Genomic DNA, 25,845 nt, shown 5'->3' on the forward strand with positions numbered 1-25,845 from the left:
TTTAATAAAACAGTAACTAATTCAGGAATTTGTTACCAAAAAAGCCGTTATGATCAAAATTCTATAATAATATATTTAAGTCGGGGATACCCGTTTTATAAATAAGTCCACAAACACAAACTGTAAAATTTATTTAGCTCTATATTCCATTTATAAATTGCTATTTTTGATCTAACCGTCCATTCTGTTGCCCTCATGCAATTACCCTACACACAAGTTCTTTGTGAATATATAGCGCAATATATTTCAGCAGGGCTGGATGTACGCCGGCATAGCATGATCAAGGATGCCGGACCTTGGGCAGGGGGATGACGACTACTCGGTCGCGCTGATCCTCCGCTACAAGTGCTGCAACCTTTGCGCGGACCGTGCGATAGGCGCTGTTGTGCTGATAGGACGACAGCGCGTCATCGATCAGGCGCAATTCATCCTCGGTAAACAGTCGGGCCAACGATATCTCTCCAGTTGCTGCGTCAAATCACGTGGCGGGGTGTAAAAGATCGATCATTAATAATTTGCACGGAATGCATTCACCACGCTTCGACGGATGCCGGCAAGTAAGGTATCTGTGACCCTGCGACATCTTGCGCATTAGGTGAAATGGTGCCCCATCTTCCGCCGTCAGGCCGACGGCGTGAAGCGGCGCATTGTCAGCTCGATGATCTCCTCGTCATCGGGTAGCGGGATCGCGCTTTCCAGCATCACCTTTTGCATCTTGCCGTCGATCTCGATCAGACCTTCGGCATATTGTGCCAGCTGATCCTGCGTCATCTCGGTCGTAGTGCGGATCCGGATATAATCGCCACCTGTATCGACGATCTCTCCCCACAGTTCGGGGCCGTCTTCTAGGGTCAGGGTTGCATGGGTCATCGTTAACTCCTTGTCGGCCTGCTTATGTGCAGCCCTCATCCGAACGCGCGATGGCGGGAATGGGTCCGCGATCCGCCCGGCAGGTACCGCAACGTTCGCTTGGCCGTGCGGAGGCTGGCGCGACGCGCGACCGTACAGCGCCCAGTCCTCCCCTTGACCGTTGCGGATCCGTTGCCGGCGACTCGGCACAGGCAACGCCCGCATGGTTAAGGAAGTATTACCGCAAAGGCTGTGTAACGGGCCCTGCAAACAGCGCAGATCGGAGACGTCACCATGCCGACCGGAAAGATCGCGGCCCGCCTCGGGGTCATCAACAGCGAAAGCTCCCGCCCATTCGTCAACGCGTTCAAGCAGGCCTGGTCGTGGCAGTCGGACCGGGGCGGCCTGCAATGGGACGCACTGGTGGCCGCAGGGCACATGACTGCCGGTGGGCGGCTGATCTCGATCCCGCCGAACTCGGGGGGCTTCCGGACCCGCGTCTTCCACAACATGCCGGCCCAGGCCGGCGGGACCGGTCGCTGGCGCCTGCGCTGGCAGGGGACTTGCACGATCGACGTCATCGGCGGCACGAACATCAACCGGTCCCTGCCGAACGAAATCTATTTCGACTTCACCGCGAACGGGTCCAGCTGGGTCGACATCATCGTCCGGACCATTGACCCTGCCGGCGGGCAGATCCGCAACATCCGCCTGAACCACCGGGACGACTGGCCCGACGCCGACCGCGGCGCGATCTTTCGCAGCCAGTATCTGGACACGGTGCGCGGCTTTGGCGCGCTGCGGTTCGACGAATGGGTCGGCATCCTGACCAGCGCGGACCAGGGTGGTCTGCGGATCACCAACTGGGCCAGCCGCGCCCTGCCGACCGACGAGATCTTTCACCGCTTCGTGCCCTACGAGTGGATGGCCGCGCTGTGCAACCAGGTCGGCGCGGACATGTGGCTGTGCCTTCCGACCGCGGCCACCGATGATCATTTCCGCCAGTGTGCCACGCTGATCCGGACGCTGATGCCCGCGCCGCGGCACGTCTATGTCGAATACAGCACCAAGACCTGGGACTTTTCTGGCACGCCCCAGGCGCATTACTGCGCCGAGCAGGGCCGCCTGGCCTTTGGCACCGCCACGGGGTCCGAGTTCCGCAACTGGTACGGCATGCGCGCCACCCAGATGGCGCAGGCCTGGCGCGCGGTCTGGGGCAACGACACCCGGCTGCACACCGTGGTCCAGCACCAGGCCGATTGGGTCGGCGGCGAGGCCGACATCCTGGTCGCCCCGCTGTGGCGGGACCGCAGCGGGACACGGGGGCTGCCGACCTATGTCGCGCCGCATTCGGTGATCGACATGCTGACCGTGCATGCCCAGGTTGACGGCGGCATGGCCTATGGCGCGCGCGTGGCCCAGATCGACGGCTGGCGCACGACCCTGTCGCAAAGCGCGGCATTCGACCGGATGCGCGACCAGATGCTGACGGGCGCGAACTGGGCGGCCGATCGTACCGTCAGGGCGCTGACCCCCAAGTGGCGCCATTACCGCACCGAGGCGACGAAGTATGGCATGGAGCTGGGCGCCTACGAGGTCGGCAACCATCTGAACGGCGTCGGAGGCACCACCGCCACGCGGGCGTTCCTGCATGCGTTCTCGGTCAGTGCGCAGATGGGCGCGGTCTATGCCGCCACCATCGCCGCGCTGCGGACCCAAGGGTTCGACGGGCCGATGGCGATGTCGGTCGAATGCCGGTTGCCGGACGCGAATGTCTGCCACGGCCTGCAGCGCTGGCTGGGCGACCGCAACCCGGCCTGGACCGCGGTCGCGGCGCTGATGGAACCAGTGGTGGTCCCGACGCCCACTCCGACTCCTACTCCCACTCCGGCACCGACACCGACACCCACGCCAACTCCTACTCCTACTCCTACTCCTACGCCGACCCCGGCGCCTACACCCACTCCAACCCCGACGCCGACACCAACGCCAACTCCTACTCCTACTCCAACGCCAACGCCGACCCCGACGCCTAATCCCACCCCGACTCCGACGCCCCAGGAACCGAACATGAGCGATCGCAAGAAACTGACCGACGTCTTGGCGGCCCTGCAGGCCACGACCACGGACCTGCAAGCCTATCTGGCTGCGCAGCCGGCCGTGACGCCCGCACCCGTTCAGCCGGCACCGGTCACGCCCGCACCGGTCACGCCGACGCCTACCCCCGCGCCGACCCCCGCGCCGACTCCAGCACAACCCGCGCCCGTCACCCCGGCTCCTGCGCCGGTCCAGCCTGCACCCGTGCAGCCGGCACCTGTCCAGCCCGCGCCGGTCGCGCCGCTGCTGCCTACGGGCTATCGCGCCGTGCAGGACTTTACCATCGACCGCGCGCTGTCCTTTGACTGGAGCAGCGCGGGGGGCATCAACATCTTCCTGCCGAACTGGGCCGGGGGCGACCGGGGCAACGGCGTGGGCGGCAGCCTGGGCACGCCGGCCCGCGTCACCTACAACACCGACAAGTCCGTCTCGATCAGCGCAGCGATGGAGGGGGGCCAGTGGCGGAACGGTGCGATGCAGCTGAACCGCCCATCCGCCGCCATCGGCAAGTGGGGCGCGGTGGTCACCAGCCACACCAGCAGCGCCGTCAATGCCTTCTTTACCCACGCGGACAACGGCAAGGAGCTTGATTTCGAACTGGTCAAGCGCAACGGTGTGATCGGCTGGGCGCCGGCCGTCCACATGCCCCGCACCGGGGGTGGCCGCGCATCGTCCGACCGCCGCACGCTGGCGCTGGGCGAGTTCAAGCCGGGCGTGCCGCAGCGCCTGGAGTTCGAGCTGTTCGCCGACCGCTGCGTGTTCTCGATCGACGGCAAGGTGTTCGAGACGGTGCGCCATGCCGACATGGCGTCCGGCTTCATCTGGGACCTCACGACGAGAATGGCGACGCTGACGACGATCGAACGTCATGCTGCCTGGGCCGGCTGGGCCACCGAGGACTATGCCCGCGAAAGCCGGATGACCATCCACGGCTTTGCGCTGCCCACGATGCCCTGACGGTCAGACGCCAAGGAATGAACCATGCCCCGCCATCGTGCGCGGCATGGTCTATTGCATGGGATGGGTCCGAATCCGGTGTTAGGCCGCCGCAGGCAGGGCGTCCGCCCGCGACAGGCGCGGGGCGACCGGGTTCGCGGCATGGTGATCGACCAGATGCGGAAAGTCCTTGGCCAGCTTCAGATCCTTGGTCATCTGCAGACTTTCCGCGACCAGCACGGTCCCGGCGTCATCGGCCTTGACCGAGAGCCAGCTGTGATCCTCGACCAGGATATGGAAATAGCTGCGGCCGTCGATTAGACCGCGTTTGCTGCTGACCGCGCCGGCCTCGACATTGAAGCCGTCGATCTGCACGCCATGATTGGCCGAAAGACGAACGCCGGCGACGATGCTAGGACGGTCGCGGAACTGCGTCGGCTGCCATGATCCGACCGACAGGACGCGCTGCGGCCCCTTGGAGGTGGTGATGATGTCGCCGGCCTGGATGGTCTCGACCTTGACCCATTCGTTGTCCGCCAGGATCAGCGTGCCTTCGCAAAAGCACGGACCGCCGATGTTCTGCGGCGGGTTGGATCCGACATCATCGCCGCCGCGCGTCCCCAGATACAGCAGCGCAAGCGGGATCAGCGCCAGCCAGTAATTGGGCGCATTGCCAACGGCCGCGACGGGCGTGGCGGCGGGGGTGAATTCCACGATGGGCGCCACGTAACCGCCTGCATAGGCCGCAACGGAACTGCCGAAGGCCGCGACGCCGGCCGTCAGCGCCTGAAGCAGGCGACGGGACGATTTTGCAGAACCCTGGGAAACGCGGTCGTCACGGCCGAAGCGGTTGCCTTTGGCCGGCGCGGTGCGCTTATCGCTGATACGCATACTGTGCGATCCAATTCACTTGTGACTGATTGTCGCGCAAGATGAACGCCCTCTGCTGCCGATAAAAGCGGCAATTTAAGGCGAGAATTGTGCAGTAACGCAATTCAGGGTTTAGTTAAGTGTCATTACAGTGGGTTGAATATTCAGATGCCTATCCAATTATACAGGTGGTTCCGGTCCCCGGAAACGCCCGCGTTCGGGTGTTTATGCCGAGGCGCTCCACATTCAGCAAAAGCACGATACTCTGCGCCAATTTCCTTCGGAATCAGTCGACATCGCGGTCTTGCTGAGCTGACCGCCCCTGGCCCACGACTGTCCAGTGGTTATCAGCGCCTGTTCCAATGGCAGGCGCTGATAACGACTGGCAGGCGGAAGGAGTGAAATCAAAACGACAGTGGATGACGCTCAAATTTGCCAATGAACAGCGCGCACTTTTTAGAATGCGCATCAGCCACGACAATACCAAGATGATGATCCGAAATTCACCGACAATTACGGTGCAGGTATCGGCAGTATAATGTCTTCGGATTGTATTTAGCGCGCATCGCTTGTCAGGCACTGCGCCCGGCATTGGTGCGGGACGCACCATTCGATGCCGTCAACGCGAACGGGCCCGGCTTTGGCCTGACCCGTTCGGATCGTGGGGTGGATGGGTCAGGGACGCGCCTTGACGATCTGCAGCAGGGGCATGACGTCGGACATGTCCGGGCCATGCGCCTGGCCGGTCACGGCCTTGCGCAGCGGCATGAACAGGCCCTTGCCTTTGCGGCCCGTGGCCTCCTTGACAGCCGCGGTCCATTCGCCCCAGGTCGCGTCGGTGAAGGGGCCCGCAGGCAGCAAGGTCATGGCCTGCGCGATGAAGTCGACATCCTCGGGGTCGATCTGGGGCTCCGCACCCTCGCTGAAGATCCGCCACCAGTCGCCCAGGTCGTCCAGGCGCGTGATGTTCTGGGACGCCACGCGCCAGAAGCGTTCGGCCTGATCGTCCGGCACGCCCAGGGCCGCGATGCGGTCGGCCACCGCCGCGAAGGGCAGCGCCTGGTTGCGTTCGCGCGTCAGCGGCCACAGATCCTCGGCATCGAACTTGGTGGGCGATGCGCCGAACTGGCCCAGATCGAAGGCCTCTGCCAACTCGTCCAGCGAGGCCAATCCGACCGGCACGCCCGACCCCAACCGCGCCATCAGCGCGATCAGCGCCTCGGGGGCCACGCCCGCCTCGCGCAGGTCCTTGAGCGACAGGGCGCCGATGCGTTTTGACAGCTCCTCGCCCTTGGCGCCGGTCAGCAGGCTGTGATGGGCAAAGGCCGGGGGCGTGCCGCCGATGGCCTGGATGATCTGGATCTGGGTGGCGGTGTTGGTCACATGGTCTGACCCGCGCACGATATGGGTCACGCCCATGTCGGTATCGTCCACGCTGCTGGCAAAGGTGTACAGCACCTGGCCGTCGGCCCGGATCAGCACCGGATCGCTGACGGATGCGGCGTCGATCGAGATGTCGCCCAGGATGCCGTCTGTCCATTCGATCCGGTTCTGATCCAGCAGGAAGCGCCAGTATCCCTCGCGCCCCTCGGCCCGCAGGCGATCCTTGTCGGCATCCGACAGCGACAGACCGGTGCGGTCATAGACCGGCGGCTTGCCCATGTTCAAAAGCTTCTTGCGCTTCAGGTCCAGCTCGACCGGGGTCTCGAAGACTTCGTAGAGGCGGCCTGAGGCGCGCAGCGCGTCGGCCTCGGCGCGATAGCGGTCCATGCGCAGGGACTGACGCTCGACCCGGTCCCAGTGCAGGCCCAGCCATTCCAGGTCGCGCTGGATGCCGTCGACATATTCCTGCTTGCTGCGTTCCTGGTCGGTGTCGTCCAGGCGCAGGATGAAGGTGCCGCCGGCCTTGCGGGCGATCAGATAGTTGAACAGCGCGGTGCGCAGGTTGCCGACGTGGATATGGCCGGTGGGCGAGGGCGCGAAACGGGTGATGGTCATGGGGCGTCTCCTGTTGCTGTTGCTCTTTCACAGCCGGGCATTTTTGTCCATATCGGGGGGACCATGCAGGAGGCGCTGGAATGAGTGACTGGAACGGCCGCACGGCCCCCGACGCGGCCGAGATCGAGGCCATGGCCCGGCACGCCATGACCACCCTGCCCCCCGAATTCCGCGAAGCCGCGGCACAGGTCGCCATCCGCGTCGCCGAATTCGCCCCCGAGGACGTGCTGGACGAGCTGCAGATCGACGATGCGTTCGACCTGACCGGCATCTATGACGGCATCCCCGTGACCGAGAAATCGATCAGCGACCAGCCGGGCGGGCCGGACATCATCTGGCTGTACCGCCGCCCGATCATGGACGAATGGGCGTCGCGTGGCGACGTGACCCTGGGCGATCTGGTCACCCATATCGTCACGCACGAGATGGCGCATCATTTCGGCTGGTCCGACGACGACATCGCCACCATCGACCGCTGGTGGGAATGAGATGAGCGGTCAGGCCCCCATCCTGACCGTCACGCTGAACCCGGCGCTGGACCTGTCGACCGCCGCCGACAGCGTCGTGCCCGACCTCAAGCTGCGCTGCGACAAGCCGGTCGTCGATCCGGGCGGCGGCGGCATCAATGTCAGCCGGGCGATCAAGATCATCGGCGGCCAATCGACCGCGATGGTGGCCCTGGGCGGCGCGACGGGCCAGCGCATGGCCGACATGCTGAAGGCGGCGGGGCTCAAGGTGCTGCGCCTGACCGCGCCGGGCGAAACCCGCCAGTCGCTGGCCGTCACCGACCGCGCGACGGGCGGGCAGTACCGGTTCGTCATGCCCGGCCCCGAATGGCACATGACCCAGCTGGCCAGCACCATCGCCGCCATCGCCGAGGCCGCGCTGGCCGGGGGCTGGGTGGTCGTGTCGGGGTCGAACCCGCCGGGCATCGCGCCGGGGTTCGAACAGATGCTGACTGTCAGGCTCAAGGACGGGCGGGCGCGGCTGCTGGTGGACACCTCGGGGGACGCGCTGCGCGCCCTGGCGGGGTCGTCCATTCCCGTCGACGTGCTGCGTATGGACAGCCACGAGGCCGAGGGCCTGGCGGGCCGCCCCCTGCCCCTGCGCAGCGACAGCGCCGAATTCGCGGCGGGGCTGGTGCGCAACGGGGCGGCGAAATCGGTGATCGTGGCGCGTGGCGCGGACGGGTCGGTCATCGCCGGACCCGACGGCGCCTGGCATGCCGCGGCGGCGCCGGTGCGCGTGGTCAGCGCCGTGGGCGCGGGCGACAGCTTCGTCGCGGGCTTCGTGCTGGCTGCGGCGCGCGACTGGCCCATGCAGGAGGCGCTGGCCCTTGGCGCGGCGGCCGCCTCGGCGGCGGTCATGACGCCCGCGACCGAGTTGTGCAACGCCGCCGACGTCCGCCATTTCTATTCACAGCGCGTGGTGACACGGCTGTAACAAAAGAGGCCGCCCAAGCGGGCGGCCCTGATCGTCGATGCGCGCAGGTTTCAGGCGGCTTCGGCTTCCTCGGCCTCGGCGGCCATGCGGCGCTCGCTCTCCTCGCGCGACAGCGCGACCGAGGTGCGCACGCCCTTGGACACAAATTCCATCAGGCCCTTGACCACACGCTCGTTCGGGTCGATCCCGGCGCACGACAGCACCTCGCGTCCATCGCGCGAGCGCGCCCAACGGGCGATCTGTTCGGGGCCGTTGCCGTATTTCTTGTCATCAGCAATGGCATCATCCAAGGCTGCCAGCACCACTGCTGCAAACAGCTTGCGGGCACGCTGGCCCTGTTCGAAATTGAAGGCCGAGCCGTCGACAAAATCGCGCATCTTGTTTTCGTCCATTCTCTTGCGGCCCCGATCGGGAGTCAGGGCCTTATGGGAAAACTTGACGTTTCCCCTGTTTCTTGAATCCGCTTCTCTGACGGTGCCTGCTGCCTTAGCCGTTCGGCCCGCCGATTCGGTATCCCTTCACTCGCATGTCTGCCATGTCCTTACTGCATGTCGCGCAAATTGCGGGAAAAATCGTGACCCCACTGCGCCAGTGACGTGGCGATGATCTTGTTGGCACCTTGACAACGCCGCAGTTCCGTTCTGGTTGCCTGATGCCGCAGCCCTCGATATAGGGGGCCAGAATTGTCGTTCAACGGCTGGCAATGCCAGGACGGCCCGAAATTTCCGCAAACGCACGAGACCCATCCCATGCCCAAGATCAACGGCAATGAAATCCGCCCCGGCAACATCCTGGAACATGACGGGGGCCTGTGGGGCGCCGTCAAGGTGAACCACGTCAAGCCCGGCAAGGGCGGCGCCTTTGCCCAGGTCGAACTGAAGAACCTGCGCGACGGTCGCAAGTTGAACGAGCGTTTCCGGTCAGAGGACAAGGTCGAGCGCGTCCGCCTGGACCAGAAGGACCAGCAGTTCCTGTACGAATCCGACGGCAAGCTGGTCTTCATGGACAGCGAGACCTTCGAGCAGACCGAACTGGACGCCGACCTCTTGGGCGACCGCCGCCCCTTCCTGCAGGACGGCATGACCGCCACCATCGAATATTACGGCGAGGAGGCCCTGTCGGTCTCGATCCCGCAGAAGGTCACCTGCACCGTCGCCGAGACCGAGCCGGTCGTGAAGGGCCAGACCGCCGCCAACAGCTACAAGCCGGCGATCCTGGACAACGGCGTGCGCATCATGATCCCGCCCTTCGTGGGCGAGGGCGAGGCGATCGTCGTCAACACCGAGATGTTCGAATACAGCGAACGCGCCTGATCCACGGCCCGACCTGACACGCGCGCCCCGCAGGCCCCCTGCGGGGCGCGTCGCGTTCTCACCTTTGCGTGAACGCGGTGATGGGGCGTGGTGCCGGGCATCGCTTCGCGGGAAAGATCGCACAAACCCCGAAAAAGGAGATGCCCGTGACCGTCCTGTCCCGCCGCCACCTGATGCTGACCGCCGCGGGCGCCGCCGTCGCGATGCCGTTCCTGGGCCGCGGCCTGGTCTTTGCCCAGGAACCGGCCGCCGCCGCGATCCCGGCCTTTCTGCCGACCGTGCATACCCGCACCCTGGGCAACACCACCGTCACCACCATCGCCGACGGGCATTTCGACTTTGCCAAGGATCTGGTCGTCAACCTGGACGATGCGGCCTATGGCGCGGCCCTGCGTGCCGCCTATCTGGACCCCGAACAGCCGATCCGCGTGCCGGTCAGCGTGCATCTGATCCGCCAGGGCGATCAGCTGACGCTGGTCGATGCGGGCGGCGGGTCGGCCTTCGGTCCCACCACCGGGCATCTGGCGGCCTCGCTGACGGCATTGGGCGTGACACCCGACCAGATCACCCGGATCGTGATGACGCACCTGCATCCCGACCATGCGGGCGGACTGGTGGGCGATGCGGGCGCGGTCTTTTCCAATGCCGCGCTGCACGTGAACGAGGACGAGCTGGCCTTCTGGACCGACGAGGCGACGGCCAGCGCCGCGCCCGCCGATCTCCAGCCCTTCTTCGCGCTGGCCCGCGGGGTCCGCGACGCCTATGGCGACCGCGTCCAGACCTTTGCCGGAGAGGCGGACCTGGGCGGCGGCATCACCACGATGGCCCTGCCCGGCCACACGCCGGGCCACAGCGGCCTGCGCCTGTCGGATGGCGACGCACAGATGATCATCCTGGGCGATGCCGCCGCCCTGGCCGCGCTGCAGTTCCGCCACCCGGATGCCGGCGTGGCCTTCGACACCGACGCAGGCCAGGCGGCCACGACCCGGCGGAACCTGCTGCAGATGGTCACCGCCGACCGGATCGCGGTGGCGGGCACGCACCTGCCTTTTCCCGGCATCGGCCATGTCGAGGCGCGCGGCGACGCCTTTGCCTGGGTGCCCGAGGACTGGTTCGCAACCCGCGCATGAACAGCGCCCTGAACCTGACCGGCCGCCTGCTGATAGCGGTCCTGTTCATCGGCGGCGCGCTTCAGAAGGTCGGCGACCCGACGCAGGTCATCCGCATGATCGAAAGCCTGGGCCTGCCCGGCGTACTGGTCTGGCCGGTCGCGGCCTTCAACCTGGTCGCGGGCATCTGCCTGATCCTGGGACCGCGCGTGCGGACCTGGGCGCTGCTGCTGGCGGTCTATTGCATCGGCACCAGCTGGTTTCACTGGCAGCTGCGCGCCGACCCGTGGCAGGTCACCATCGTGGTCAAGAACTGGGCCGTGGCGGGGGGCCTGCTGATCCTGGCGGCGCAGGGTCCGGGCCGGTGGGTGCGCTGGCGCTAATCGAACAGCGACAGCTGGGCGGGGCCGTCATCGGGGGCCTCGAACCCCGACAGCGTCACGCCCAGCAGGCGCGCGCCGCGCGGATCGGGCAGCACGCCCGCCGCCAGATCGCGCGCGATGGACAGCAGCTCGTCCTGCGAGGTCACCGCATGACCCAGGCTGCGGGCGCGCGTGATCTGCTGGAAATCGCTGAACTTGACCTTCAGCGTCACGGTCCGCCCCCGCAGGTCGTGGCGCGCGACGGCGGACCAGACCTTGGCGGCCAAAGGCTCCAGCGCCTCCTGCGCGGCGTCCAGCGCCATGATGTCGGCGGAATAGGTGTTTTCCGCCCCCACGGACTTGCGGATGCGGTCGGGGCTGACCCGGCGGTGGTCGATGCCCCGCGCGATGTTCCAGTAGTACCGCCCCGACTTGCCGAACCGCCGCAGCAGGAAATCCAGGTCCTGCGCATGCAGGTCGGCCCCGGTGGCGATGCCCATCGCCTGCATCTTGGCCGCCGTCGCCGGCCCCACGCCGTGGAACTTGCCCACCGGCAGGGACAGCACGAAGCCCGGCCCCTGTTCTGGCGTGATCACGCACAGACCGTCGGGCTTGTTCTGGTCGGATGCCAGCTTGGCCAGGAACTTGTTGTAGCTGACGCCCGCGCTGGCGGTCAGGCCCGTGGTCTCGCGGATGCGGGCGCGGATCTGGGACGCGATCTTGGTCGCGGTGCGCCCGTCAAGGTAATCGGTCACGTCCAGATAGGCCTCGTCCAGGGACAAAGGCTCGACCAGGGGGGTATAGTCCAAGAAGATGTCGCGGATCTGCTGGCTGACCTGCTTGTAGACGTCGAACCGGTGCCGCACGAAAATCAGGTCTGGGCACAGCCGGGCCGCCGTCACTGACGGCATGGCGGACCGCACCCCGAACACCCGCGCCTCATAGCTGGCGGCGGCCACCACACCCCGCGCGGCAGACCCGCCCACGGCAACCGGCTTGCCGCGCAGTTCCGGAAAATCGCGCTGCTCGACCGAGGCAAAGAAGGCATCCATGTCGATATGGATGATCTTGCGCGGCCCCGGCGCGGGGTCGGTCACAGCGGGAACAGCCGCGCCTCGCCGGCCTGCATCTCGGGGGCCACGCGGTCGTGGCGGACATGGGCGATGGCCCGCCCGCCGGACTGGGTGAAGACCGCGCCGACCTCTCGTCCCTCGGCGGTGATCGGCGTGCCGACAGGGGCGGCACCCTCGATCCGCAGCACGGTCAGGCCCTTGCGCAACTCGGTCTTGTGCTTCATCCGCGCGGTGACCTCTTGACCGACATAGCAGCCCTTGCGGAAATCCACGCCGTGCAGACGCTCGAACCCGGCTTCCAGGATATAGGTGTCGTTAGGGATCAGCTCGACCAATGTCTCGGGGATGCAATGCGCGACGCGGATGGCGTCCCAATCCGTGCCGTCATCCCCCGCCGCGCCGTAATGCCGCCAGCCCAGGGCCGGATGCCGCGGGTCGGCCACCGCGCCCTCGGGTGCGGGACCGGTGCCGCGTGCGACGGGCATGTCCACAAGGTCCAGCGCGACCTTGCTGCGCAGCTTGTACATCGACAGGCGGCGCAGCAGGTCCTCGGCCAGCCGCGCATCGACGTCGATCAGCAGCGCGTCGCCGTCGAGCACGACCAGGAAATCGGCAAGGTACTTGCCCTGCGGCGTCAGGATCGCGGCCCAGACCGGGGCGCGGGCCACATCGTTGGTCACCAGCCCCTGCAGGAAAGGCAGGCGGTCCTCGCCGGTCAGGCGGATGATCTGGCGGGTCATTCATTGTCTCCGAATTGCAGCGCGACAAGGCGGGCATAGGCGCCACCCTTGGCCATCAACTGGTCATGACTGCCCTGTTCGACAACCCGTCCCGATTCCATTACGACGATCTTGTCGGCGTTGCGGATCGTCGACAGGCGGTGGGCGATGACCAGCGTGGTGCGTCCGCGCGACAGGTGGTCCAGCGCATCCTGGACCAGACGTTCGCTGGCCGTGTCCAGGGCGCTGGTCGCCTCGTCGAGCAGCAGCACGGGTGCGTCGCGCAGCAGGGCCCGGGCGATCGCCACGCGCTGGCGCTGTCCGCCCGACAGGGCCGACCCGCGCGGGCCCACGGGGCTGTCCAGCGTGCGGCCATCGTCCAGGAAGTTGCTGACATTCGCGGCTTTCAGCGCGGCCTGCAGGTCGGCATCGGATGCGTCGGGGCGGCCCATCAGGATGTTGTCGCGCAGGCTCTCGTCGAACAGGGCCGATTCCTGGGCCACGGTCGAATACTGGTCGCGCAGCACGCCCAGGTCATAGTCGCTGACCGGCGCACCGCCCAGGCTGACCAAGCCGCGGTCCGGGTCGACCATCCGGGTCAGCAGGTTGAAGACCGTGGACTTGCCCGCCCCCGACGGGCCGACCAGCGCGGTGGTCTGGCCGGCCTTGGCGGTGAAGGACAGCCCGTGCAGCACGACCTGCCCGTCATAGGACAGCCAGACGTCGTCCAGAACGATCTCGGTCGTGTCGGGCGGCGCGGTGCGGGGGCCGGACACGACCGTCGGACGGGTGTCGAAGACGTGATAGATGCGCTCCAGGCTGGCGGCGGCGGTCTGCCAGACGCCGGCGATCCCGCCAAGGCGGCGCATCGGCTGGAACGCCAGCGCCAGCGCGGTGAAGAACGCCATGAAGTCGCCGACGCTGCGATCACCGTCCATCACCTGATTGCCGCCCAGCGCCAGCACCGCGACGAAGCCGATGCCCGTCACCACGTCGGTCAGCGCCGGGATCACGCTGGATGTCGCCGCGACCTTTGTCTCGGATGCGCGGATGCGAGACACGATGGCCGCAAAGCGGGCGGTCTGGTCCGCCTCGGCCCGGTTCAGCCGGATCGAGGCGATGCCGTGCAGCACCTCGTCCAGCCGGGTGGCGCGCAGGCTGGCGTTCACGCGGTTCTGGCGCACCTTGCGGCGGATGTATCTCTGCACCATCGCGGCGGGCATGATCAGGATCGGCGCGCCCACCAGCGCCCCCAGCGTCCAGATCGGATCGATGCTCAGCGCCACCCCGAACAGCATCACCAGGCTGATGGCGTCGCGCGTGGCCCCCGTGATCAGCGTGGCCCAGACCCCCTGGACCGCCATCGTGTCGCCCTGGATCCGCTCGATCATCGCGCCGGGCGAATTGTCTCGGAAAAAGCGGCTGTCCAGCGTCAGGATATGCGCCAGCAGCTGCGTCTGCATGGTCGTGGACACCGCCAGAGAGATCGTCGTCAACAGGGCCCGGCTGGCCACAAGCGTGACCGCCCGCAGCAGGAAGATGCCGAAGATCGCCGCCCCCACCCACCAGATCGCACCCGGCTGCTTGCCGATGAAGACCAGGTCGAACAGCGGCTTCAGCATCCAGCTGATCAGCGCCAGCGTGGAGCCCTCCAGCGTCATCAGGAAGAAGGCCAGCGCCATCTTGCCCCAGTGCTGTCGCAGATAGTCGTCCCACAGCCGCCGCAGCAGGCCCGGCACCTTGGACGCATCCGGGGCGGGCGGCACGGTCGCGCCGCGCGTCGCGGCGGCAATCAATCGGGAGGGGCTGTCCTGGCGCGGGTCCACGTGTCTGTCGGGCCTTTCGGTCGCGGGCGCGGGCGCCCTTTTCGATCACGCCCAGCCATACCCCGTTCCGACCTTGCGCCACAAGGCCACCCCCCGTTGACGCGGACGGGGTGTGGCCGTACCGATCTTGCACGATGTGAAGGAACGCTTGCGATGAGCCTTGCCCACGGACCCGACCTGATTGCCATTCCCGGACCCTCGCCGGTGCCGGCCCGCGTGCTGAACGCGGCGCACCGCGCCTCGCCCGACATCTATGCCGACGAGCTGGCGCAAGTGAACCTGCAGGTCATGGCCCAGTTGAAGCGCCTGGCGGGGACGCGGGCAAACCTGGCGCCCTATATCGGCAACGGCCATGCCGGCTGGGAGGCGGCGTCGGCCAACATGTTCGCCCCCGGCGACCTGGCGCTGGTGCTGACCAGCGGCCATTTCGGCCGGTCCTGGGCCGAGATGACCGAAGGTCTGGGCGTCACGGTCGAGCGGCTGGACTTCGGCGCGCTGGCCCCCGATCCCGCGCGCCTGGCGGCCCGCCTGGCCCAGGACCCGCAGGGCCGCATCCGCGCCGTGATGGTGTGCCAGACCGACACGGCCAGCGCGACCCTGGCCGACATCCGCGCGATCCGGGCGGCGATGGGCGATCACCCGGCGCTGCTGGTGGTGGATGCCATCGCGTCTTTGGGCTGCGCGCCGATGCGGATGGACGACTGGGGCGTCGACGTGCTGATCGCCGCCAGCCAGAAGGGGTTGATGTGCCCGCCCGGCACGGTCTTCGTGTGGTTTTCCGACCGGGCGGCGGCGCGCGGGCGGACGTCGCTGACGTCTCCGTGGTGGGACTGGCACCTGCGCGCGGGGTCGGACGCGCTGTGGCGCTGGTGGGGCGGCACGCCGCCCGTCCAGCAGATCTTCGCCCTGTCCGAGGCGCTGACGATGATCCTGGACGAAGAAGGGCTGGAGGCCACCTGGGCGCGCCACGACCGACTGGCCCGCGCCACCTGGGCCGCGGTCGACGCCTGGTCGGTCGGCGGCAGCATCCGCCTGTCGGTGGCCGATCCCGCCGCCCGGGCCTGTTCGGTGACCGCGGTGACGCTGCCCGGGGCCGACGCGCTGCGGGCTTGGGTGACGCGCGAATGCGGGGTGACACTGGGCGTGGGCCTGGGCGCGCCCGACCCGTCGGGTGCGCTGCGCATCGCGCATATGGGCCACACCAACGCGGGCGTCCTGCTGGGCACGCTCGGCGCGATCGAAGCGGGGCTGACCGCCCTTGGCATCCCGCACGGCACCGGCGCATTGGAGGCGGCAGCGGCCAGCATCGCCCGTTCGGCAGGAACCGCCGACGGCGGCCGGCACTGACGCGCCGTGCCGCCGAAGGCAGGCCCGGCGCCACCGAACGGCCCCGCGCCGTCAGGCGCCACGCGCGGCGGTCGACCGTTCGGACCGGTGCGACTGCGTGCAGGTGACGGGCGTTCGCCTCAGGTTGGATACGACACCAAAAGGTGGCCTTTACGCAGCTTCGTTGGCTGCGACGCGCGCCAAGGTCACCACCGTATCGCCATAGCTGCGCCGGTCCAGCAGCGTGACTCCAGCGGGCAGCGTGGGCGCGCGCGATTCTTCCCAGATGATCCACGCCCCCGCGCCGATCCAGTCGCCCTGCATGGCAGAGGCCAATGCGACCTCTCCGCGTCCCTGGCCATAGGGCGGATCAAGGAACACGACGTCGAACGTCGGCCCTGCATGCCGCCCCAGCCTGGTCGCATCGCGGCGCAGCAGGCTCGCTTTGTCCTGCACCCTGGCCTTGGTGACATTCTGCCGCATCAGGACGTGAGCGCGGGCGCCGTCGTCGACCAGGGTCGCGTGGGCCGCACCCCGCGACAATGCCTCCAGCCCCAGCGCCCCGGTCCCGGCGAACAGGTCCAGCACCCGCGCGCCCGGCAGCGGATTGCCGTGCGTGCCGTTGATCAGCAGGTTGAAGATCGCCTCGCGGACGCGATCGGTCGTGGGGCGCAGATGCGCCGCCGGATCGCCTGCGCCCAGGTCTGCCAGCTTCAGGCCGCGCAGCGTGCCGCCGACGATCCTCATGATGGCGTCCCGCGGTGGCGGCGGGGGGCATCCTGCCCCCCGCACCCCCCTGGGCCGACCTGCGAACAGGACCCGGTCATGCCATAAGCGCCTTGAGGTCCGCGACGGTCGATATCACCGCCGGGTCCGGACTGATCCCGCCCTCGATCAGGCGCTTGCCGATCATGTAGGCGCGAGCGTCGTTCAGCGCATCGACCGCGATCAGGGTCCCCTGCCGGTAATACCAGACCGATGCGGCGTGATCGCCCTGCCCCGCCCGCGTGACGACCTGATCATGACCCGTATTCAGACCCGCGATCTGCAGCTTGGCATCGAACTGGTCCGACCAGAACCATGCCTTGGGCACATAGTCCCGCGTCAGCCCCAGCATGTTGTCGGCCACGCATTCCGCCATGTCGATCGCCCCGCCCACGCTCTCCAACCGCAGCCGCCCGCCCTGCCAGGGCGTGCTAGCGCAATCGCCCGCGGCCCAGATCGACGGATCCGACGTGCGGCCGTGCAGGTCAGTCGCGATGCCGTTGTCCAGATCCAGCCCCGCCGCGCCGGCAAGCGCGGTTTCCGGCAGCACGCCGATGCCCATGATCACCAGATCCGCGTCGATCTGCCGGCCGTCGGTCAGCGCGACCCCGGTCGCCCGGTCGTCTCCGGTGATGCGGCTGATCCCCGTGCCTTCCAGGATGGTGACACCATACGCCCGGTGCAGCGCGCGGATCAGGTCCGCGGTCTGGGCGGCCGCGACGCGGCCCAGGATGCGCGGTGCCGCCTCGATCAGCGTGACCTCCAGGCCCAGCTTGCGCGCGACCGCCGCCGCCTCCAGTCCGATATATCCGCCGCCGATCACCACCAGGCGCCGCCCCTCGCGCATCTGCGGCGCCAGCGCGTCGACATCGGCCAGGCTGCGGATCACATGCGTGCCGGGCAGGTCGCCGCCCATCGCCGCGGGCAGGCGCCGCGGCGACGCGCCCGTGGTCAGCGCCAGCGCGTCATAGGAATACGTGCCCCGATCGGTCGTCAGGACCTGCCCCGCCCTGTCGATGGACAGCGCGGTTTCCGACAGGTGCAGCGCGATCCCCTGGTCGCGCCACCATTCGGGCGCGCGCAGCGTCAGGCGGTCCAGCCCCATCTGGCCCAGCAGATAGGCCTTGGACAAAGGCGGGCGCTGATAGGGGGCGGCGGGCTCGTTTCCGATCACGGTCAGCGGCCCCTCGTGGCCCTTGGCCCGCAGCCGCGCCGCCATCGACGCTGCCGCCTGCCCCCCGCCCACGATCACGATGCGCATCTGCCGCCTCTCTGGTCTGTTCACCGGAGGCACCCTATATTCGCCGCGAATCCGTTGCAATTCAGGAGAATGCGATGACCATCACCGCCGGGGACACGCTGCCCCAGGGCCAATTGCTGCGCGTGGGCGAGGCCGGCCCCGAGACCGTCGACACCGCCGACCTGATGCAGGGCAAGGTCGCCCTGTTTGGCCTGCCGGGCGCCTTCACCGGCACCTGCACGAACGCGCATATGCCCAGCTTCGTGCGCAGCGCCGACGCGTTCCGCGCCAAGGGCGTGTCGCGCATCGTCTGCATCACCGTGAACGATCCCTTCGTGGCCAAGGCCTGGGCCGATCAGACCGGCGCGACCGAGGCCGGGATCGAGGTCCTGGCCGATGCCGACGGCAGCATGACCAAGGCCCTCGGCCTGGACTTCACCGCCCCTCCGGTCGGCTTCTTCGGCCGCTGCAAGCGCTTTGCGGCCTATGTCCAGGACGGCGTGGTCAAATCGATGGATGTCGAGGACAGCCCCGGCACCTGCAGCGTCAGCGCCGGAGAGGCCCTGCTGGAAAAGGTCTGACCGCAGACCCATGGCACGACACCGGGGGGTCCGGGGGGCTGGCCCCCCGGCCCTTCGCGGGACGCAAGGGCCCGCTCACGGAGACAGATCGCCCTTGCGGAAGGGGGTGAACTCGGCCAGCGCCTCGATCTCGGCGCCCATCGCGTCGCGTTCCTGATCCAGATAGTTTTCCAGCGCGCGCAGGAAGCCCGGATCGCGCACCCAGTGCAGCGAATGGATCGGCACCGGCTCATATCCCCGCGCCAGCTTGTGATCCCCCTGCGCCCCTGCCTCGACCCGGCCCAGTCCATGCGCGATCGCATGGTCGATGGCCTGGTGATAGCACAGCTCGAAATGCAAAAAGGCGTGGTCGGCCACGCAACCCCAGTAGCGGCCATAGATCGCCTCCGGCCCCAGGAAGTTCAGCGCCCCCGCGATGGGCCGGCCGTCGACCTCCGCCAGCACCAGCAGGATGTCGTCGCGCATCGTGTCCTGGATGCGGTCGAAGAAGGCCCGCGTCAGATAGGGCTGCCCCCATTTGCGCGCCCCGGTGTCCTGATAGAATTCCCAGAACGAGTCCCAGTGATGCGGCCTCAGGTCGTCGCCGGTCAGGTGCCGGATCGTGCCGCCGAACGCCTGTGCGCGGGCACGCTCCTTGCGCAGATCCTTGCGCTTGCGCGAGGATAGCGCCCCCAGGAAATCGTCATAGCTGGCATAGCCCCGGTTCAGCCAATGGTACTGCTGCGTCACGCGCGGCAGGAACCCCGCCGCCTTGCCCAGATCGGCCTCGTGCTCGGTGCAGAAGGTGACATGCGCCCCCGACACGTCCAGCCGCTCGGCCACCTGCATCAGACCCGCCAGAAGGCCCGCGCGGGCCTCGTCGTCGCGGGCCAGCAGGCGCGCGCCGGTGGCGGGGGTGAAGGGCACCGCGCATTGCAGCTTAGGATAATAGCGCCCGCCCGCCCGCACATAGGCCTGCGCCCAGGCATGGTCGAAGATGTATTCGCCCTGGCTGTGCGACTTGGCATAAAGCGGCGCCGCGGCGACGATCTGCCCGTCGCGTTCCAGCGTCAGGTGCAGCGGCTGCCAGCCGGTGCCGGTGCCCACGGATCGGGACTGCTCCAGCGCGGACAGGAAGCGGTGCGTGGTAAAGGGATTGCCGTCGCCCAGAGCGTCCCAGACCTCTGGGTCGATGGCGGCGATCGAGGGATGGGTGGTCAGGGTCATCATGTCGGTCATGCCCCGGAAGATAGGTTGCGGGGCGCGGCTTGTCAGGGCCCGCCGGTGTCGCGGGGCGCCGCAGGTCGGCGCCCCTTTGGTATTTGTGCAGCGAAAATGCGTCAGATCGCCGCGCGATAGCCTTCGAAGGTGATGTTCGTGGCGACGCGACGGGCGGTCTCTTCCTCGTCGGCGCTGCGGATGGTCCAGGTCAGCACCGGAACGCCCTGTGCGCGCAGCGCATCGACGCGCGGATTGTCCAGATCGCCCTTGTCATGCGAAATGAAGCACGCCCCCACCGCATCGAAATCGCGGATCTGCGCCAGCTCCTCGCGTCGGGCGGGCGCGACCTGCGGCCAGTCGCCCTCGGGAAAGGCGCAGGTGGTCAAGCCCACCGGCACGTCCGGAGCCGCGGCGCGGAAGGCCGCGATCATGTGCGGGTTGAAGGACATGACCGCCACCGGCCCGTCATAGCCTGCCAGCACCTTGGCCACGCGCGTGGACAGCGGGCCGACATCTGGCCCACAGGCGCCGTCCTGGTCCTTGATCTCGATCAGCAGCGGCACCTGGCCCGCGACCAGGTCAAGGAACCGGGCCAGCGTCGGCACCGGCTCGTCCGTGCCCAAGAGGCGCAGGCCGGCCAGCGTCTGCGCGTCGGTCGCGCCGATCACGCCCTCGGCCCCGGTCAGCCGCTTCAGCCGATAATCGTGAAAGACCAGCGGCTCTCCGTCCGGGCCGGGCTGGATGTCGCATTCGATGCCGTAGCCCGCCTCGATCGCGGCGCGGGCGGCGGCAAGGCTGTTTTCGGGGACCCCCGCGCCATGCAGGCCGCGATGGGTGATCGGCACGGTCAGAAAGCGCGGGTCCAGCATCAGCGAACCTCGAAGACGGCTTCGATCTCGACCGCGACGCCGAAGGGCAGCGACGGCGCGGACACCGCGGCGCGCGAATGACGCCCGGCCTCTCCGAAGACCTCGACCATCAGGTCGGAACAGCCGTTGATGACCTTGGGCTGATCGGTGAAGTCGGGGGTCGAGTTCACGAATCCGGTCAGCTTGACCACCCGCGTCACGCGGTCCAGGTTGCCGATCGCGGCCTTCAGCTGCGCGATCAGCGCCAGCCCGCAGCGGCGCGCGGCGGCGGCGCCGTCCTCCAAGCTGGTCGTGTCGCCCAGCTTGCCGGTGATCAGCCCATTGTCGTCCGCGCTGATCTGCCCCGAGATGAAGACCAGGTTGCCGGTCTGCACGAAGGGGACATAGTTCGCCGCCGGCATGGGTGCTGCGGGAAGGGTGATGCCTTTTTCGGCCAGGGTCTGTTCGACGCTCATGGGATCCTCGCTTGGTTTCGCCCGGACCCTAGCGCGGGTCGCGTCAGGCGACCAGAGCCTCGGCGCGTTTCAGGTCCACGCTGACCAGCTGGCTGACGCCCTGCTCGACCATGGTGACGCCGAACAGCCGGTCCATCCGGCCCATCGTCACCGCATGGTGGGTGATGATCAGGAACCGCGTGTCGGTCCGGCGGGTCATCTCGTCCAGAAGGTCGCAGAATCGGCTGACATTGGCATCGTCCAGCGGCGCGTCGACCTCGTCCAGCACGCAGATCGGCGCGGGATTGGCCAGAAACACCGCAAAGATCAGCGCCATCGCGGTCAGCGTCTGTTCGCCCCCGGACAAAAGGCTCAGCGTCGACAGACGCTTGCCGGGCGGCTGGCACATGATCTCCAGCCCCGCATCCAGCGGGTCGTCGGATTCGACCATCACCAGGCGCGCCTCGCCGCCCCCGAAAAGCGTCGTGAACAGGGTGGCGAAATTGGCGTTCACCGTCTCGAACGCGGCCAGAAGGCGCTCGCGCCCCTCGCGGTTCAGGCTGCCGATCCCGGCGCGCAGCTTGCGGATCGCCTCCTCCAGGTCGGTCTTCTCGGCGGCCAGACCGTCGCGTTCGGCCTCCAGGGCGCGCTTGTCCTCGTCGGCGCGCAGGTTGACCGCGCCCAGGGCCTCGCGCGCGCCGCGCAGGCGGGCGATCTCCTGTTCCAGCCGGTCGACGGGGGCGGTCGGGTCGACCTCGCCCAAGGCGGCGCGCAGCTGGTCGGGGCCCTGCTCGGTCTCCTCGCGGATGCGGGTGCGGGCCAGGGCCTCGGCCTCGCGGGCGGCCTCCTGGCGGGCCTCGCGCGCGGCGCGGGCCTCGCGGGCGTCGCCCGCCTGCCGCTCTGTCTCGCGCTCGGCCAGGGCGGCGGCGCGTGCGGCGTCCTCAGCGGAGGTCAGCGCGGCGCGGGCCGCCGTCAGCCGCGTCTCCAGCTGCACCCCGCGCGTGACCAGCGCCTCCTCCTGCTCGGCCAGGATGGCGGGCTGGTCCTGCGCCTCGGCCAGCTCATCGGCGGTGGCCTCGCGGCGGGCCGACAGTTCCGCGGCGCGCGTGCCAGCCTGCTCCAGCCGCAGCCGCCAGCCCGATTCCTCCTTGGCGATCTCCTGCAGGCGCTTGGTGCGGGCCTGCCCCTCGCGGCGCAATTCGTCCAGCGCGGCGCGGCGGGTCATCGTGGCGATGCGCGCGCCCTCGACGCCGGTGCGGGCATGTTCCACGGCCGCCGCGGCGTCGCCGCGGTCGGGCAGCGCGGCCAGCTGCGCCTCGGCCTCGGTCAGGCGGCCCTGGGCGTCGGCGGCATCGGCGCGGTGGCGCGCCAGTTCCGCCCGCGCCCCGTCGGCGCGGCTGGAGGCCATGGCCAGATCGGATTCCGCCCGCGTCGCGGCGCGCGCGGCCTCGGACAGCAGGCGCTCGGCCTCGCGGCGCGCATCGCGGGCCGACTTCTCGACCTCGGCGGCCTGGGCCAGATCGGCGCGGGCCGCCTCATGGGTCTCGCGGGCCCCCTCGGCGCGGGCCTCCGCGCGTTCGGCCTGCTCGGTCACATGGGCCAACTCGTTGACCTTCTGCAGATGCAGCGCGGCCGAGGACAGCGCCTGCCCCGCCATCACCCGCAGCCCGTCCCACCGGAACAGGTCGCCCTCGGGCGTCACCAGCCGCTGTCCCGCCGACAGCATCGATTGCAGCGCGGCCCCCTGCCCCGCGTCCAGCACCAGCCCCGTCTGCGACAGCCGCCGCGCTAGCAGATCCGGGCCGCGCACATGCGGTGCCAGCGGCACGGCGCCGTCGGGCAAAGGCTGCGGATCGTCCCAGCCCGGCAGGTCGTGCCAGCCCGATCCGTCGCCGCCCACGCCCGCGCGCAGATCGTCGCCCAGGGCGGACCCGAATGCGGCCTCGTGCCCCCGCGCGACGGCCACCTGATCCAGCAGCGTGGCGCCCCCGGACCGGCCGCGATCGACCAGCCTCTGCAGGGCGGTGCGTTCGGCGGCAAGGGCCGCGGCCTCGCCCTCGGCGGCGGCGCGGGCCTGGCGGGCGGCGGCCTCCCGGGTCTCCAGCGCGGCCCGCCCGGCCTCGGCCTCGGCCAGCGCATCCTCGGCGGCCTCGGTGCGGTCGCGGGCCTGATCCTGCGCGGCATCCGCCCGGTCCAGCGCGGCGGCCGCGGCCTCTCCGGCGGCATCGGCGGCGGCCAGCGCCTCGGCTGCCTCGGCGGCGGCCCGGTCGGCGCGGTCGAACATGGCGCGCAGGTCATGGGCCAGACGCTCGGCTGACTGATGGCGGGCGGCCAGGCGGGCGGATTCGTCGGTCAGCTCGGCCAGCCGGGCCTCGACCTCGTGCAGCGTCTCGGCGGCGGCCTCGGCCTGGGCTGTGGCGGCGTCCAGCCGCGCGTCGTGACCCTCGCCGCCCGCACGCAGCTGCTCGGCCTCCCAGGTCAGGCGGCGCACGACCTCCTCGGCATCGCGGTTCAGCGCCTGCTCGCGCTCGATGTCGCGGTCCAGCTGCGCCAGACGCCCTGACAGCGCGGTGATGGCCTGGGTCGCGCGCCGCCCGGCCTCGGCCAGAGCCTCGGTCTCCACGGCCAGCCGCTGGACCAAGGCGGCGGCGATCTGCTCCTCCTCGCGCAGCGGCGGCAGGGCGGCCTCGGTCTCGGCCCGCCGCAGGACGGCGGCCTCGGCGGCGGCACCCGCCTGACCGGCGGCCCGCACCGCCTCGGCCAGGGCCTGCGCCGCGGCAAGGCGCGCAGCCTCGGCATCCGACCAGCGGCGATACAGCAGCAGCCCCTCGGCCAGCCGCAGCGCGGCGCCGATCTCGCGGTACTTCGCCGCCGCACGCGCCTGCCGGGCCAGGGTCGCGGCCTGGGACGACAGCTGGTCCAGCGTGTCGTCGACGCGCGTCAGGTTGCCTTCGGCCCCGTTCAGCTTCAGCTCCGCCTCGTGGCGGCGCGCGTAAAGCCCCGAGATCCCCGCCGCTTCCTCCAGGATGCGGCGACGCGACTTGGGCTTGGCGCTGATCAGTTCGCTGATCTGACCCTGCCGCACCAGCGCCGGGCTGTGCGCCCCGGTCGAGGCATCCGCAAACAGCATCTGCACGTCGCGCGCCCGCACGTCCTTGCCGGCGATCTTGTAGGCGCTGCCCGCGTCGCGGGTGATGCGACGGGTGATGTCGAACTGATCGTCCTCGTTGAAGCCCGCAGGCGCCAGACGGTCGCGGTTGTCGACGCTCAGCGAAACCTCGGCATGGGCACGGGCATTGCGGCGCGTGGTGCCGGCAAAGATCACGTCCTCCATCCCCTCGCCGCGCATCGCGGTGGGGCGGTTTTCGCCCATGACCCAACGCAGGGCCTCCAGCAGGTTGGACTTGCCGCAGCCGTTCGGCCCGACCACGCCCGTCAGCCCCTCGCGGATGACCAGATCGGTCGGGTCCACGAAGCTCTTGAAGCCGTTCAGTCGCAGGCGGTCAAAGCGCAAGGGGTCGGGTCCAGATTCGAAAAGGCTGGCGGATTGTCCATCCGCAGGGGGGACAAGTCAACCGGACCGCAAGATGTCGCCCCGCCGGGATACTTATCCACAAGATGCGCGGCGTCGCCACTGGCGCGACCGGGGGCCGCACGCTACTCTGGCGGCATGATCCGCAGCCTTGCCATCATCCTGACGTTCCAGCTGATCGGAGAGATCACCTCGCGCGGCCTGGGCCTGCCCCTGCCCGGCCCGGTGGTCGGACTGATCGCGATGGTCGCGGCCTTCATCCTGCGCCCCGACCTGGCGCAGGCGATCCGCCCCACGGCGACGGGACTCTTGGCGCATCTGTCGCTGTTTTTCGTGCCTGCGGGCGTCGGCATCGTGGCCCACTGGGATCTGCTGCGCGAACAGGGGCTGGGGCTGGCCGCCGCCCTGACGGGATCGACGGTGCTGGCCATCGCCGCAGGGGCCTGGGCCTTCACCGCGGTGGCCCGCCTGACCGGATCCGAGGAACGCGCCGCCCTGAGGGACCAGGGGCGTGAGTGATCCGGTCCTGATCTGGTCCTATCTGGCGCAGGGGCCGCTGTTGTGGCTGACCGCCACGCTGGTCGCGTACCTCGCGGGCGACGCAGTGTCGCGCAGGCTGGGCCGCGCCAGCTGGGCCAACCCCGTGCTGATCGCGGTGATCCTGCTGGCGGTGCTGCTGGGGATGACGGGGACCGACTACGCCACCTATTTCGACGGCGCGCAGTTCGTGCATTTCATGCTGGGGCCGGCCACCGTGGCGCTGGCGCTGCCGCTTTATGACAACCTGCCCCGCGTGCGGCGCGCGGCGTGGCCGATGCTGGCAGGGTTGCTGGCCGGATCCGGCGTCGCGGTCGTCTCGGCTCTGCTGATCGCCCGCGCCTTCGGGATCGAGGGATCGGTCCTGGCCTCGCTTGCACCGAAATCCACCACCGCGCCGGTGGCCATCGGCATCGCCGAACAGCTGGGCGGTCAGCCCACGCTGACCGCGGCGCTGGTTCTGCTGACGGGCATCTTCGGCGCGATCGTGGTCACGCCTCTGCTGAACGCGATGAAGATCCGCGACTGGCGCGCGCGCGGATTTGCGGTGGGCGTCGCCGCGCATGGCATCGGCACGGCCCGGGCGTTTCAGGTAAACGCCACGGCAGGCGCGTTTTCGGGCATCGGCATGGGCCTGAACGCGGTGCTGACGGCGATCATCGCCCCGCTGGCCCTGCGTCTGTTCGGCGGCTAGGCGCTTTCGGGTATTTTGACAAAGAAGAAGTCGGTCTCCTTTGTCCAAATACCCCGTTTGCCGGCCCTTATG

General features: G+C 68.6%; 24 protein-coding genes. 10 read left to right on the plus strand and 14 right to left on the minus strand.

Annotated elements, in window-relative coordinates:
- Positions 1–280 precede the first annotated feature (280 nt).
- On the minus strand, positions 281–451 hold the full coding sequence (locus LZ686_RS07705; RefSeq protein WP_217844894.1) for a hypothetical protein: 171 nt from the start codon (positions 449–451) through the stop codon (positions 281–283).
- 170 nt (positions 452–621) lie between these two features.
- Entirely contained in the window at positions 622–870 is a 249-nt protein-coding gene (locus tag LZ686_RS07710; RefSeq protein ID WP_349547426.1) for a hypothetical protein, read from the minus strand.
- A gap of 273 nt (positions 871–1,143) precedes the next feature.
- Here LZ686_RS07710 and LZ686_RS07715 point away from each other — a divergent pair, with 273 nt between their 5' ends.
- The gene (locus LZ686_RS07715; protein WP_349547427.1) at positions 1,144–3,903 is read left to right on the plus strand and encodes a hypothetical protein; all 2,760 of its coding nucleotides are present in this window, start codon (positions 1,144–1,146) and stop codon (positions 3,901–3,903) included.
- 81 nt (positions 3,904–3,984) lie between these two features.
- On the opposite strand, the gene LZ686_RS07720 is transcribed toward LZ686_RS07715, so the two are convergent.
- Both LZ686_RS07720 and gltX read right to left on the minus strand, forming a co-directional pair.
- On the minus strand, positions 3,985–4,773 hold the full coding sequence (locus LZ686_RS07720; RefSeq protein ID WP_349547428.1) for a Hint domain-containing protein: 789 nt from the start codon (positions 4,771–4,773) through the stop codon (positions 3,985–3,987).
- A 654-nt stretch (positions 4,774–5,427) separates the two neighbouring features.
- The gene (gene gltX / locus LZ686_RS07725) at positions 5,428–6,750 is read right to left on the minus strand and encodes a glutamate--tRNA ligase (RefSeq protein ID WP_349547429.1); all 1,323 of its coding nucleotides are present in this window, start codon (positions 6,748–6,750) and stop codon (positions 5,428–5,430) included.
- Between the two features lie 80 nt (positions 6,751–6,830).
- On the opposite strand from gltX, the gene LZ686_RS07730 reads away from it, so the two are divergent.
- Both LZ686_RS07730 and LZ686_RS07735 read left to right on the plus strand, forming a co-directional pair.
- Complete coding sequence (locus tag LZ686_RS07730) at positions 6,831–7,238, plus strand: metallopeptidase family protein (RefSeq protein ID WP_045981063.1); 408 nt, start codon at positions 6,831–6,833, stop codon at positions 7,236–7,238.
- A 1-nt stretch (position 7,239) separates the two neighbouring features.
- Complete coding sequence (locus tag LZ686_RS07735; RefSeq protein ID WP_045999988.1) at positions 7,240–8,193, plus strand: 1-phosphofructokinase family hexose kinase; 954 nt, start codon at positions 7,240–7,242, stop codon at positions 8,191–8,193.
- 50 nt (positions 8,194–8,243) lie between these two features.
- On the opposite strand, the gene LZ686_RS07740 is transcribed toward LZ686_RS07735, so the two are convergent.
- On the minus strand, positions 8,244–8,570 hold the full coding sequence (locus LZ686_RS07740; protein ID WP_042251710.1) for a DUF6280 family protein: 327 nt from the start codon (positions 8,568–8,570) through the stop codon (positions 8,244–8,246).
- 372 nt (positions 8,571–8,942) lie between these two features.
- On the opposite strand from LZ686_RS07740, the gene efp reads away from it, so the two are divergent.
- The 3 genes from efp (at position 8,943) to LZ686_RS07755 (ending at position 10,998) form a co-directional block, all read left to right on the plus strand.
- Positions 8,943–9,506: an elongation factor P gene (gene efp, locus LZ686_RS07745; protein WP_042251708.1), complete on the plus strand. Its 564-nt coding sequence runs from the start codon at positions 8,943–8,945 to the stop codon at positions 9,504–9,506.
- Positions 9,507–9,652: 146 nt separating this feature from the next.
- Complete coding sequence (locus LZ686_RS07750; protein WP_349547430.1) at positions 9,653–10,636, plus strand: MBL fold metallo-hydrolase; 984 nt, start codon at positions 9,653–9,655, stop codon at positions 10,634–10,636.
- A complete protein-coding gene (locus LZ686_RS07755) occupies positions 10,633–10,998 on the plus strand; it encodes a DoxX family protein (protein ID WP_045999986.1) in 366 nt (121 codons plus the stop codon). The genes LZ686_RS07750 and LZ686_RS07755 overlap by 4 nt, the downstream gene beginning before the upstream one ends.
- Here LZ686_RS07755 and dinB read toward each other — a convergent pair.
- From dinB to LZ686_RS07770, 3 genes are read right to left on the minus strand one after another with little or no spacing between them, the layout of a single operon-like run.
- Positions 10,995–12,074, minus strand: coding sequence for a DNA polymerase IV (gene dinB, locus LZ686_RS07760; RefSeq protein WP_349547431.1), 1,080 nt, complete (start codon positions 12,072–12,074; stop codon positions 10,995–10,997). The two genes, LZ686_RS07755 and dinB, sit on opposite strands and share 4 nt — an antisense overlap.
- On the minus strand, positions 12,071–12,790 hold the full coding sequence (gene ygfZ, locus LZ686_RS07765; RefSeq protein WP_349547432.1) for a CAF17-like 4Fe-4S cluster assembly/insertion protein YgfZ: 720 nt from the start codon (positions 12,788–12,790) through the stop codon (positions 12,071–12,073). Before ygfZ ends, dinB begins: the two co-directional genes overlap by 4 nt.
- Complete coding sequence (locus LZ686_RS07770) at positions 12,787–14,451, minus strand: ABC transporter ATP-binding protein (protein WP_139598554.1); 1,665 nt, start codon at positions 14,449–14,451, stop codon at positions 12,787–12,789. Before LZ686_RS07770 ends, ygfZ begins: the two co-directional genes overlap by 4 nt.
- A 297-nt stretch (positions 14,452–14,748) precedes the next feature.
- Here LZ686_RS07770 and LZ686_RS07775 point away from each other — a divergent pair, with 297 nt between their 5' ends.
- Positions 14,749–15,942, plus strand: a complete 1,194-nt coding sequence (locus tag LZ686_RS07775) for a pyridoxal-phosphate-dependent aminotransferase family protein (RefSeq protein WP_349547433.1) — start codon at positions 14,749–14,751, stop codon at positions 15,940–15,942.
- Positions 15,943–16,092: 150 nt separating this feature from the next.
- Here the strand turns inward: LZ686_RS07775 and rsmD are convergent, their stop codons facing one another.
- Complete coding sequence (rsmD, locus tag LZ686_RS07780; protein WP_349547434.1) at positions 16,093–16,668, minus strand: 16S rRNA (guanine(966)-N(2))-methyltransferase RsmD; 576 nt, start codon at positions 16,666–16,668, stop codon at positions 16,093–16,095.
- A 76-nt stretch (positions 16,669–16,744) separates the two neighbouring features.
- A complete protein-coding gene (locus tag LZ686_RS07785; RefSeq protein WP_349547435.1) occupies positions 16,745–17,947 on the minus strand; it encodes an NAD(P)/FAD-dependent oxidoreductase in 1,203 nt (400 codons plus the stop codon).
- Positions 17,948–18,021: 74 nt separating this feature from the next.
- On the opposite strand from LZ686_RS07785, the gene LZ686_RS07790 reads away from it, so the two are divergent.
- Entirely contained in the window at positions 18,022–18,507 is a 486-nt protein-coding gene (locus LZ686_RS07790; RefSeq protein WP_127897835.1) for a peroxiredoxin, read from the plus strand.
- A gap of 75 nt (positions 18,508–18,582) precedes the next feature.
- Here the strand turns inward: LZ686_RS07790 and LZ686_RS07795 are convergent, their stop codons facing one another.
- The 4 genes from LZ686_RS07795 to LZ686_RS07810 form a co-directional block, all read right to left on the minus strand.
- Positions 18,583–19,725 carry a GNAT family N-acetyltransferase gene (locus LZ686_RS07795; protein ID WP_349547436.1) on the minus strand — a complete coding sequence of 381 codons (1,143 nt, stop codon included), beginning with the start codon at positions 19,723–19,725 and terminating at the stop codon, positions 18,583–18,585.
- 101 nt (positions 19,726–19,826) lie between these two features.
- Positions 19,827–20,576: a glycerophosphodiester phosphodiesterase family protein gene (locus LZ686_RS07800; protein WP_349547437.1), complete on the minus strand. Its 750-nt coding sequence runs from the start codon at positions 20,574–20,576 to the stop codon at positions 19,827–19,829.
- Positions 20,576–21,031: a RidA family protein gene (locus LZ686_RS07805; protein ID WP_045981051.1), complete on the minus strand. Its 456-nt coding sequence runs from the start codon at positions 21,029–21,031 to the stop codon at positions 20,576–20,578. The genes LZ686_RS07800 and LZ686_RS07805 overlap by 1 nt, the downstream gene beginning before the upstream one ends.
- Positions 21,032–21,074: 43 nt before the next feature.
- Positions 21,075–24,524, minus strand: a complete 3,450-nt coding sequence (locus LZ686_RS07810; RefSeq protein WP_349547438.1) for a chromosome segregation SMC family protein — start codon at positions 24,522–24,524, stop codon at positions 21,075–21,077.
- A gap of 156 nt (positions 24,525–24,680) precedes the next feature.
- Here LZ686_RS07810 and LZ686_RS07815 point away from each other — a divergent pair, with 156 nt between their 5' ends.
- Both LZ686_RS07815 and LZ686_RS07820 read left to right on the plus strand, forming a co-directional pair.
- The gene (locus LZ686_RS07815; RefSeq protein ID WP_148911467.1) at positions 24,681–25,061 is read left to right on the plus strand and encodes a CidA/LrgA family protein; all 381 of its coding nucleotides are present in this window, start codon (positions 24,681–24,683) and stop codon (positions 25,059–25,061) included.
- On the plus strand, positions 25,054–25,773 hold the full coding sequence (locus tag LZ686_RS07820; RefSeq protein ID WP_045999975.1) for an LrgB family protein: 720 nt from the start codon (positions 25,054–25,056) through the stop codon (positions 25,771–25,773). The genes LZ686_RS07815 and LZ686_RS07820 overlap by 8 nt, the downstream gene beginning before the upstream one ends.
- Positions 25,774–25,845 lie beyond the last annotated feature (72 nt).

It is taken from the genome of Paracoccus sp. NFXS7, from assembly GCF_040148865.1.
GTDB classification, from domain to species: domain Bacteria; phylum Pseudomonadota; class Alphaproteobacteria; order Rhodobacterales; family Rhodobacteraceae; genus Paracoccus; species Paracoccus marcusii.